This is a genomic window from Phocaeicola intestinalis (assembly GCF_014837065.1).
Lineage (GTDB): Bacteria > Bacteroidota > Bacteroidia > Bacteroidales > Bacteroidaceae > Phocaeicola > Phocaeicola intestinalis.
Window position 1 is genome coordinate 24,495 of record NZ_JACSPP010000043.1, and the last position, 9,571, is coordinate 34,065.

Below are 9,571 nucleotides of genomic sequence, written 5' to 3' on the forward strand. Positions count from 1 at the left end.
GACGAGGTGGTGAAGTGACAAGATCCTGAATCGTTTGGCTAAAGGTTTTTTAAAGCCTTGTCACCTTGTCACCTCGTCATCTTGTCACCTTGTTACCTTCAAAAACGATTATGGCATCCATCCATCAGAAATATCAGGAAGCTATTCGGCTGTATGCCGAGACCGACTTGTCTGCGGTGCAGATAGCCAAAGCATGTAATGTGGAAGTAGCTGGCTTTCGGGCTTATCTGGGCAGGCATCATAGGGATTTATTGCTGAAGCGTTATGGCATGGAAGGCATGGAATGTTCGGTAAAGCTTCGTTCGAAACGTGGGCAACGGCCGGACGCTCATCTTAAATATAAGGAAGCAGTAGAAGCCTGTGATAACCTGTCGTATATCAGATTGAGTATTTCGGAAATAGCTCGCATGTTTGGTGTTACTGCTACGGGACTGGGCAATTTTCTGCGCCTGCATTATCCTGATGTGCTGGAACGGAGGGAAAAGGCAAAGTTACGACTGGGAATAGCTGATAATACCTGGCGTGGTGCGCGGCGCCAATGTGCGGAAGTCTATACGCAGGCAGTAGAGATGTATAAGACTACGGATATGACGATATCCGAAGTAGCAGAGTTTTGTGGTGTATCCATAGGCGGACTGAGCCAGCATCTGCGCTTCTATCATAAAGAGGTGATAGAAAAACGTTTTTCCGAACGTGAGCGGGCGAAGAAAGGTAAGAAAAAAATCGGACACATATCCGGTAACGGCCGGAAACACGTTCCTGATCCGGAAACAGTGGAAAGGTACCGGGAAGCTCTGGAGCTGTACCGGAACACGAATCTCATTGTAAAGGATATTGTGCAGCGGGCGGGAGTTCCGTTGGAAGGCTTCCGTTATTACCTGCGTACATGGCACCGGGATTTGATGTTGGAACGAAGGGGAATGTCGGCTGCGGGAAAAGACCGGGATGATATTGATTTGAGTATTACCAAACGTTACCTGAAATCGACTTCTGCCAAATATGCCGATGCCATTGACAGTTTGAAAGCCAATCCCAGACAGGTGGCTAAGGTGGCTGCAGAGTTCGGATTGCATCCGGAGACGTTTCGGATGTATCTGAAAGAACATGAGCCGGAACTGTCGAAGAGGTTAGGGATGATGAAGGCTGCAAACGGGAAAACAGTATCCCGGCAGGCTGCCGAGAAATATGCGGAAGCCGTGCGCCTGTATGAAACGACAGGTGAGGAACTGAAGTCGATAGCCAAACGGTTGGGATTGGTATATAATAGTTTGGGAGGATATGTGAGACGTAATTGCCCGGAAGCCAAACAGCGGCATGAAGCGATTGTGGCAAAGAAAAAGACAGACTGATGAAGAAATATTTTGCAAATGAGGTACTGTTTCGGGAAGTGGCAGCCTTGTTGAAGGAAGGACGTCAAGTGACGATTCCGGTGCGAGGACAAAGCATGCGTCCTTTTCTGGCTGATGGCAGAGACAGTGTAACCTTGGCAAGTTGTACACCCGACGAATTGACGCCGGGTGTTGTTGTTTTAGTACGTGAGGATAAAAATGGATACATCGTCTTGCATCGTATCATAGCCAGACAGGCAGACCGTTTGGTATTGCAAGGGGATGGGAATGCCGGAAGTGCTGAGTATGCTTACGTGAAAGATGTATTGGGCATGGCTGTCGTTTTTATCCGGAAAGGGAGAAGTTATCCGGCATCGGGCAGGGTATGGCGGATGTATTCGTCAGGCTGGAGGATATGGATGAAGGTGAAAAATGCTGTACATGGTGTCCGTGGCGGGCTGGCATACCTGAAACGGGTTTCTTGTGGTTTCCGGAAGAAGATTGTGGGATATTGTCTGCTTGGATTATTATCGGTAAGTCTTTCGCTGGGTTTTATCGGAGTGTCGAAGTGGGTGATTGACGCAGCTACCGGGACAATGGAAGGCAGTTGGGGAATAGGTATTGTGCTGCTGGCTGGGTTGGTTGTGCTGCAGTTGGTGTGCGATGGTATAGACAATTGGATGAGTGTCGGTATGCAGGTAGGGGTGGGAAACAGGTTGAGGCACCGCTTGTTCGCACGGTTGTTGCAAAGCCGGTGGAACGCCATGGAGCAGTTTCATACGGGCGATGTCATGAACCGGATAGAAAAGGATGTCTCATCGGTTGTAGGCATGCTTACGGTTTCGTTGCCTTCGTTTGTGGTAACAGGGATGCAACTGCTGGCTGCCTTTGTCTTTTTCTGTTTTTTAGATGCGCGGCTGCCTTGGGTGGTAGTGGGCGTTTTTCCGTTGTTTTTGTGGATAGGAAGGTTTTATCTGAAGCGTATGTACCGTTATACCAGCAAAATAAGGAAGAGTGACAGCCGGATTCAGTCGATTATCCAGGAAAGCCTGCAACTGCGTTCGGTAATCAAGGCATTGGAACAGAACGACCGTTACATCGGGAAGCTGGACAGGCAGCAGAAAACGTTGCAGGCACGGCTGATGCAACGCACACGTTTTTCTATCTTGACGCGCACCTGTGTATCGGCGGCGTTTGCTGTGGGGTATCTGATTGCTTTTGTATGGGGAACTGTACATTTGCACCAGGGATTGATAACCTTTGGCACCATGGCGGCTTTCTTGCAGCTGGTAGGGAAGGTGCAACGTCCTATTCTTGATATGGCACGTATGTTGCCTTCTTGGGTAGAGGTATTTGCTTCTATCGACCGCCTGCGTGAACTGGAAGCATTGCCGCAGGAGCGTGAAGCTGCCCAGGTGCTTTCCCCGACAACACCGGACGTGGTGGTCGATAAAATAGATTTCGGATATGATAAAGGAGAAGCACTGGTCTTCCGACAGTTTTCTTATTGCTTTCGGGCTGGAAGCCGGGTAGCGGTGATGGGAGAGACCGGAAGGGGAAAGACTACACTGGTACGTCTGCTGTTGGCTTTTGCTGTACCGCAGTCGGGCAATATCCGTTTGTGCACAACTGATTGGGAAGTGGAAGTCTCGGCTGAAACCCGCTGTAATTTTACTTATGTTCCTCAGGGGAATACGTTGTTTAGCGGGACTATCCGCGACAATCTGCTGATGGGTAATCCTGAAGCTACGGAAGAGGATATGGTCTGTGCCTTGCATACAGCGGTGGCTGGATTTGTATTTGACTTGCCTTCGGGTATGGACACACTTGTAGGCGAACAGGGAAGTGGGCTGAGTGAAGGACAAGCACAGCGCATTGCCATTGCCCGCGCTTTGTTGCGTCCTGCTTTTATTTTGCTTTTCGACGAAGCAACCTCGGCTTTGGATGCGGATACCGAACTAAGGTTGCTGGAGAATCTGAAGAAGCATTGCGCAGGGAAGACCTTTATTTTCGTCACGCATCACACTGCGGTAGCAGAGCGGTGTGATGCGGTGTTGCGGCTTGATGTTTGAGCTCTTATTTATACTTTACGCGGTATGGATTTGTGCATTTTCTCTGTATATATAAGTAACTTAAGAAGCTGTTTTGAATTTCTCCAAAAAGTTTTTCTTGGCTTGATGTATCCGTTTTCGTGTGTGCTTTGGGCGATTTTTTGGTCCTTTTCGCTCCTGTTCTTCGTCAGATAGCCCGCTATCTTCCTCATCACAGAAGCGAAAATGCCTTAAAAACTCATCCCAAATCATCACACGATAAATTTAAAACAGCTTCTAAAAAATGATTATCTGCGGAAATCCGCGTTAATCTGTGTTTCCAAACTTACAAACTTATTCCGATTACGCCGAGTTCCTCCAGTTGTTTGAGTAGTTCTTCCACATCGGCAAGGGCTGCCTCGTAGTCTACGTTGTATTCTTCGGTGAGATGTTGTGCCAGTTCTTCGGAAGTGGCACCGTTTTTTTGTTGCAGTTTGCTGACGAGGCTGGTAGCTGTATCGTTCAGTATCAGCATCTTCGAGAAGTTCACTTGTTCGCCGCAGCCTATCAGTACATTTTCGCCGGCGATGTTGCGTATCAGGAAGTCTTTCTTTAAGGTTGCTTTTATCATAAAGGTGGTGTTTTTATGCTGATAATGCCGGACAGTTTAAGCCGCCCGGCATAATTTATTTATCAGCGAAACTAAAAAGAATTAATTGCAGATTACTTTGATGGGTTTAATGTCAATCTTTTGGAAGGTTGAGGAAGAAGAGCGAGTTGAATAAGTTCCTCCTTTCGTTACAATAGGTATCAAGTCATGAACATCAAATGCCAATATTATGTGATGGATAGTATTGATATTCATTGTCAAGTTCTTAGGGCGGATTTCAGTATAAAATTCTTTTCCATTATATTGGATACACATATAGATACGGAATTGGAAATCCTCGTATTCCTCCTCCTTCAATGATGTTTTGTAAAGCGGAGATAATAGAGTATATGTTGTATTGTATCCGTATCCTGTATAGGTTATATTAGTAATTGTTTGGTCAACTTTTTCGAATGGGACATACCTTTGATTATGGGAAGCATAATAACCAAAACCTTCACTATTATCCTTTAAAATATCATAATATTGGGCAAAATTAGGACCAAAATAAATTTTGATGTTGAAATTTTCGGGATTTACGTCTTCACCTAATGCGTTGAATGCGTTGTGCCATCCCTCTAAGTCTATTATATGGTCTTCGTTTTCTACATTTACATTTGTAAACAGAATGTTGATCTTGAATCCCGTAACGTGTCTGGTTAAATCAATGTATTGTGTGTCCCCTGTCATCAGCTCGAGTAAGCGTTCTCCGGTGTACAATTCACTTCTTAATATTTCTCGGCTTTTGATCTCTTTGATCTCTTCTTCTTCTTCTTCTTTTTCTGGTTGTTTGAGGATTGTGATATCACCTATCGGTGATAGGTTTGTTGAAGAAGTTTCGGACTTCCATTTTTGATCCTTCATTGTAGAGAAATAAATTTGCTCTTTTGCGTTTAGGGTTATGGATTGGGAGGCACCTTTAGTAGTAATAGTATAAGTGTTATTATCGTTAACGATAACTTGAATGTTAAAACATTTGTCTTCTCCACAATCTGTTGTCATTGGAATATATAGGGCTTCATATTCCTCGTTGCCATCTGCTTTGACATGATGTAGATAAATATAGTTTTGTTCATATGTAGAAGTAAATATCCCATTTTTTACGTCAATGCCTCGCGAATAATTTGTAGAGCCACTTTCTGAATTTACTATGATGTCGGCAGAATAGGTGCCGGGTTTTATCGTTGATATATTTGTATCTTCGTCATCTTGGCAAGACATCATTCCCATGCATATTGCCAACATGCCCATTATAAATGTCGGTTTCATTGTTTTCATGTGTGTTTTTAGTTATTATTATTCTTCCATGTATTCCAATCAAGGCTTCCTTGTCTGAAGCTTTCTACGTGCGTACTGCTTGATGTTCCGTTTTGCTCAATTCTGATGCATAAATTGCTGGCGCATATTACATCATTGTACGTCAATTCCATTACTTTCATTGTTGGTTTAGTATATTCCTTTTTCATCGCTTTATAAATTTGTTTTTTTACTGGGCAAAAGTAAAGATTATCTTGTAGCGATGGTAAAAGCAAGGGTGACGGTTCGTCACGAAGAGGTGATAAAAAGTCACATGTCCTGATTTTAGATACGTCTGTCTCTCCAACAGGTTTTAACCAATGCCTTTTCGTGCTATCAATAGTGCCTGTACGATGCCTCGCAAAGCCAGGTAGACGATAAAGCCCATCCATAAGGCATGATTCTGGAGCGAGTCATGCAGGGTATAATAAATAAGGAAGAAGCTTGCTGATGCGGCAAACATTCCTTTCAGCATGATGGATGTAGCGGTGGCTCCGATGCAGATACCGTCGAGTAGGAAGGCAGAGAAACCTGCAAGTGGGATGGCAAGCACCCAATAAAAATAAGTGCCCGAAGCATCAATTACTGTCTGTTCGTTGGTGAGCAGGCCGAGGAATCCTTTTCCTCCGATGCCATACAGGAGGGTGAAAGCCAGCGAGAGCATAATACCCCAGCCGAAGAGGTGGCGGACGGTGCGGAGAAGTTCTGTACGGTTTCGTGCACCGATGTATTTTCCGGTCAAAGCTTCGCCAGCGTATGCAAATCCATCCATAATGTATGAGAACAGGGTGAAAAGCTGCATCAGCAGGGTATTGACTGCCAGTGTAACATCGCCATACGCAGCTCCTGTAGAGGTGAAGAATACGGTGACTGCTACCAGGCAAAGTGTGCGCAGGAAGATGTCACGGTTCACCTGGAAGAAGCGTGACATTGCTTTACGGGTGAAAACGGCTCCTTGTCTGACATATTTGCGCAGTGGACGGTAATACCGAAACCACAGCAGGTATGCCATAAAGAGTCCGGCGTATTGGGCAATGAGGGTTCCAAGTGCTACTCCTGCCACTTTCATATCGCAGGCAAACACGAAAAACAGGCTGGCGACAATGTTTACCACGTTTTGTGCGATGGCTATGAACATCGGGAAGCGGGAGTTCTGCATCCCGATAAACCATCCGGTGAACCCATACAGTCCCAACGTGGCTGGTGCTCCCCAAATACAGATATGAAAATAAAGTGATGCGAGTTCTCTAACTTCCGGGCTGGCATCAATCAGGTGGAAAGCGATGATGCGGATGGGATATTGCAATACCAATAAGGCGAGTGCCAATAAAAGGCTGATGCCTAACGAGCGGAGCAGGATGCGGGTCACTTCAGGAAGATCGTGTGCACCGTACGATTGTGCCGTGAGTCCGCTTGTTCCCATGCGCAGGAAACCGAATATCCAGTAAATCATATTAAACAGCATGCCGCCTATGGCTATGGCACCGATGTAGGAGGCCGAGCCTAAATGGCCGACAATGGTGACATCTACCAGTCCCAGCAGGGGTACGGTGATGTTCGAGACAATGGAAGGAAGGGCAATATGCAGTATGCGTTGGCTTGTGAATGATATATTGAGTGACATGTGTTATCTTATAAAGGTGGTTTACAATTCGAATGAAACTTCTTTGAACAGGTATTTCCGGAGGGTGCCTTTTTCGTCTTCCAAGACCAGCCTTCCCGAAGGTTCTATATCGTGTATGCGGGCAATGAAGCGACCTTTACAATCACGGTAAGGATGGAAACCTGTTTTGCGGTACAGCATCTGTTTGTATTGTTGGGCAATTTCATCAGTGCATCCCGCTTCCAGCAGGCCGTAATACCAGCTTGTACGTTCCATTACTTGTTCCAGGATTGTAGCCGGATTATAAAGTAGACCTGTGATTTGCGTAAGCGAAACGGGGTTGGGAGCATTGCTTACAAACCGTTTTTGGTTCAGGTTGATGCCTGTACCTGATATGGAGCGGCTGACGTATGCACCGTCCCAGTCGTTCTCGATGAGGGTACCGCATAGTTTCCGGTCTCTCCAATAGATATCGTTGGGCCATTTGATGGAGATACTGTCGGTATGTGCCGAAAGTGCATCGGCAAGTGCCAGTGCCGTGACTTGTGAGAGAAGAAACTGCTGTTCGGCTTTCAGAGAACTGGGATATACCACGAAGCTGAATAGCAAATTGGCTCCAGGCTCAGATTCCCATGTATTGCCACGTTGTCCGCGTCCTGCTGTCTGGTATGCGCTGTACACGCAGGTCAGGTTGGCTTGAGGCTCGTGGTCGCATAAGGCGGCAAGATAGGAGTTGGTCGAAGTAGTTTCTTGCAGATATATAGGTTTAGGATATTTCATAAAGTAATCAGAATTAAATGATATTATCTTTTGAGGAGTTAAGAAGTTATTTTGAATTTCTCCAAAAAGCTTTTCTTGGCCTGATGTATCCGTTTTCGTGCGTGCTTTGGGCGATTTTTTGGTCCTTTCCGCTCCTGTTCTTTGTCAGATAGCCCGCTATCTTCCCATAGTAAAGACGCAAGATTTTGCGTCTCTACAAAAACTCATCCCAAATCATTGCACGATAAATTCAAAACAGCTTCTAAGAAGTTCCATGCCGGCTCATTTACTTATATGAATGTCCGCATTTCACCAATAAGGAGTTAGAAGCCAATACATTTACTAATGGAAATCCTAACAGAACTATTGTCTTTTAACTCCTGTGAGCGAAGCGGGCATAACTCCTTTTAACTCCTTTTCATACCATTGGCATTTTGCGGATATTCAAATAAACTAAATACGAACATCTACTCATTATTATATATATTATAAGGTGTTACCAAATGGGCGGCAGGAATGCATTTTCGATATGCTCAATGTGGAAGGGAGGCTTTTCGCCTATTACCGTTATTACATCGAAACGTGCCGGGAGGTCGAGTTCGAACTTCTTGATGTACGAGTCTGCCAGTGAGACCAGCGTGCGTATTTTCCGGTCGTTTACCGCATCTTCGGCGTGTCCGTAGGTCTCGTTCCTTCGGGTCTTTACTTCCACAAAGACCAGCTGTCCGTCTTTTGTCGCTATAATGTCCAGTTCGTTTCTTCCCCGTCGCCAGTTGCGGTGGAGGATGCAGTATCCCTTTTCGGTCAGGTAGCGCACCGCTTCGTCCTCACCTTCCTTGCCCAGGTCGTTATGTTCTGCCATATTTGTACGTTTTTTGTGTGCAAAGTTACGTAATCTTGTTGTATTTTCTTTGCTTTTCTAATTTTAATCTTGGTCTGCTTTGCAGAAGAGAAAAAAGTGAACTAATTTTGCACTCAAGATGATGAACAATGGAAAAAAACGGAAGAAAGTGCCGGCGTCGGTTCCTCCGCGCAGGCAACGGATGGTGTGTCTGCTCAGCGAAGAGGAGGCACAGATTATTGAGCGCTACCTGAAACACTATCAGATAACCAATAAGGCACGGTGGTTCAGGGAAACGGTCTTGACGTTTATTCATCAGAAAATGGAAGAGGATTACCCTACTTTATTCAAAGAACACGATATGCGGAGGTAACGGGATATGGCAGATGATACGTTTTATATGAAACAGGCGTTGGCTGAGGCAGAGAAAGCATCGGCAAGGGGAGAAGTGCCTGTAGGTGCGGTGGTAGTATGCCAAGGCCGTATCATTGCCCGTGCACATAACTTGACCGAAACCTTGAACGATGTGACGGCACATGCCGAGATGCAGGCCATTACGGCTGCGGAAAATGCATTGGGAGCCAAGTACCTGAATGATTGTGCGCTTTATGTAACGGTAGAACCGTGTGTGATGTGTGCCGGAGCCATAGCGTGGGCACAATTGGGCAAGCTGGTGTTCGGCACCGAAGACGAGAAGCGCGGGTATATGCGTTACGCACCTGCGGCATTACATCCGAAGACCGAGGTGGTTCAGGGTATCTTGAAAGACGAGTGCGCCGGTTTGATGAAGGAGTTTTTCCGGAGACGCCGGTGAAGGTCGTTACTGGTTATAGCTCCTTTTATTAAAGAACCATACTACCCTTATGATTCTTTTTTATTTTACAGATAGTCTGGTGTAAGATTAATAATGGACTTATATGCGTGTGAAATTTTCGAATCACAGAGGCAGAAAATGCACATTTTAATACCGTTTAAAGTATAGAGGGAGTTAGAAGCTGTTTTGAATTTCTCCAAAAAGTTTTTCTTGGCTTGATGTATCCGTTTTCGTGTGTGCTTTGGGCGATT

At 45.5% G+C, this 9,571-nt stretch carries 11 protein-coding genes; 4 read left to right on the forward strand and 7 right to left on the reverse strand.

Annotated elements, in window-relative coordinates:
• Positions 1–110 precede the first annotated feature (110 nt).
• Both H9625_RS12410 and H9625_RS12415 read left to right on the forward strand, forming a co-directional pair.
• Positions 111–1,349 (forward strand): hypothetical protein, encoded by a 1,239-nt coding sequence (locus tag H9625_RS12410; protein ID WP_191764601.1) that lies wholly within the window; start codon positions 111–113, stop codon positions 1,347–1,349.
• The gene (locus tag H9625_RS12415; RefSeq protein WP_317173107.1) at positions 1,349–3,400 is read left to right on the forward strand and encodes an ABC transporter transmembrane domain-containing protein; all 2,052 of its coding nucleotides are present in this window, start codon (positions 1,349–1,351) and stop codon (positions 3,398–3,400) included. The genes H9625_RS12410 and H9625_RS12415 overlap by 1 nt, the downstream gene beginning before the upstream one ends.
• A gap of 60 nt (positions 3,401–3,460) precedes the next feature.
• Here H9625_RS12415 and H9625_RS12420 read toward each other — a convergent pair whose 3' ends face one another.
• The 6 genes from H9625_RS12420 to H9625_RS12445 form a co-directional block, all read right to left on the reverse strand.
• The gene (locus tag H9625_RS12420; protein ID WP_158098033.1) at positions 3,461–3,631 is read right to left on the reverse strand and encodes a hypothetical protein; all 171 of its coding nucleotides are present in this window, start codon (positions 3,629–3,631) and stop codon (positions 3,461–3,463) included.
• Positions 3,632–3,704: 73 nt separating this feature from the next.
• The gene (locus tag H9625_RS12425) at positions 3,705–3,989 is read right to left on the reverse strand and encodes a PqqD family protein (RefSeq protein WP_022040686.1); all 285 of its coding nucleotides are present in this window, start codon (positions 3,987–3,989) and stop codon (positions 3,705–3,707) included.
• Between the two features lie 81 nt (positions 3,990–4,070).
• Entirely contained in the window at positions 4,071–5,285 is a 1,215-nt protein-coding gene (locus H9625_RS12430) for a hypothetical protein (RefSeq protein ID WP_191764603.1), read from the reverse strand.
• A 331-nt stretch (positions 5,286–5,616) separates the two neighbouring features.
• Entirely contained in the window at positions 5,617–6,927 is a 1,311-nt protein-coding gene (locus H9625_RS12435; RefSeq protein WP_022040683.1) for an MATE family efflux transporter, read from the reverse strand.
• Positions 6,928–6,948: 21 nt separating this feature from the next.
• The gene (locus tag H9625_RS12440) at positions 6,949–7,686 is read right to left on the reverse strand and encodes a biotin--[acetyl-CoA-carboxylase] ligase (RefSeq protein WP_191764605.1); all 738 of its coding nucleotides are present in this window, start codon (positions 7,684–7,686) and stop codon (positions 6,949–6,951) included.
• Positions 7,687–8,161: 475 nt separating this feature from the next.
• The gene (locus H9625_RS12445) at positions 8,162–8,527 is read right to left on the reverse strand and encodes a YraN family protein (protein ID WP_022040681.1); all 366 of its coding nucleotides are present in this window, start codon (positions 8,525–8,527) and stop codon (positions 8,162–8,164) included.
• A gap of 118 nt (positions 8,528–8,645) precedes the next feature.
• Between H9625_RS12445 and H9625_RS12450 the strand changes: the two genes are divergently transcribed.
• Positions 8,646–8,879 (forward strand): hypothetical protein, encoded by a 234-nt coding sequence (locus H9625_RS12450; RefSeq protein WP_022040680.1) that lies wholly within the window; start codon positions 8,646–8,648, stop codon positions 8,877–8,879.
• Between the two features lie 6 nt (positions 8,880–8,885).
• Positions 8,886–9,320, forward strand: a complete 435-nt coding sequence (locus tag H9625_RS12455) for a nucleoside deaminase (protein WP_087208596.1) — start codon at positions 8,886–8,888, stop codon at positions 9,318–9,320.
• A gap of 65 nt (positions 9,321–9,385) precedes the next feature.
• Here H9625_RS12455 and H9625_RS17760 read toward each other — a convergent pair.
• A partial coding sequence (locus H9625_RS17760; protein ID WP_225226420.1) for a hypothetical protein occupies positions 9,386–9,571 on the reverse strand: 186 nt, incomplete at its 5' end.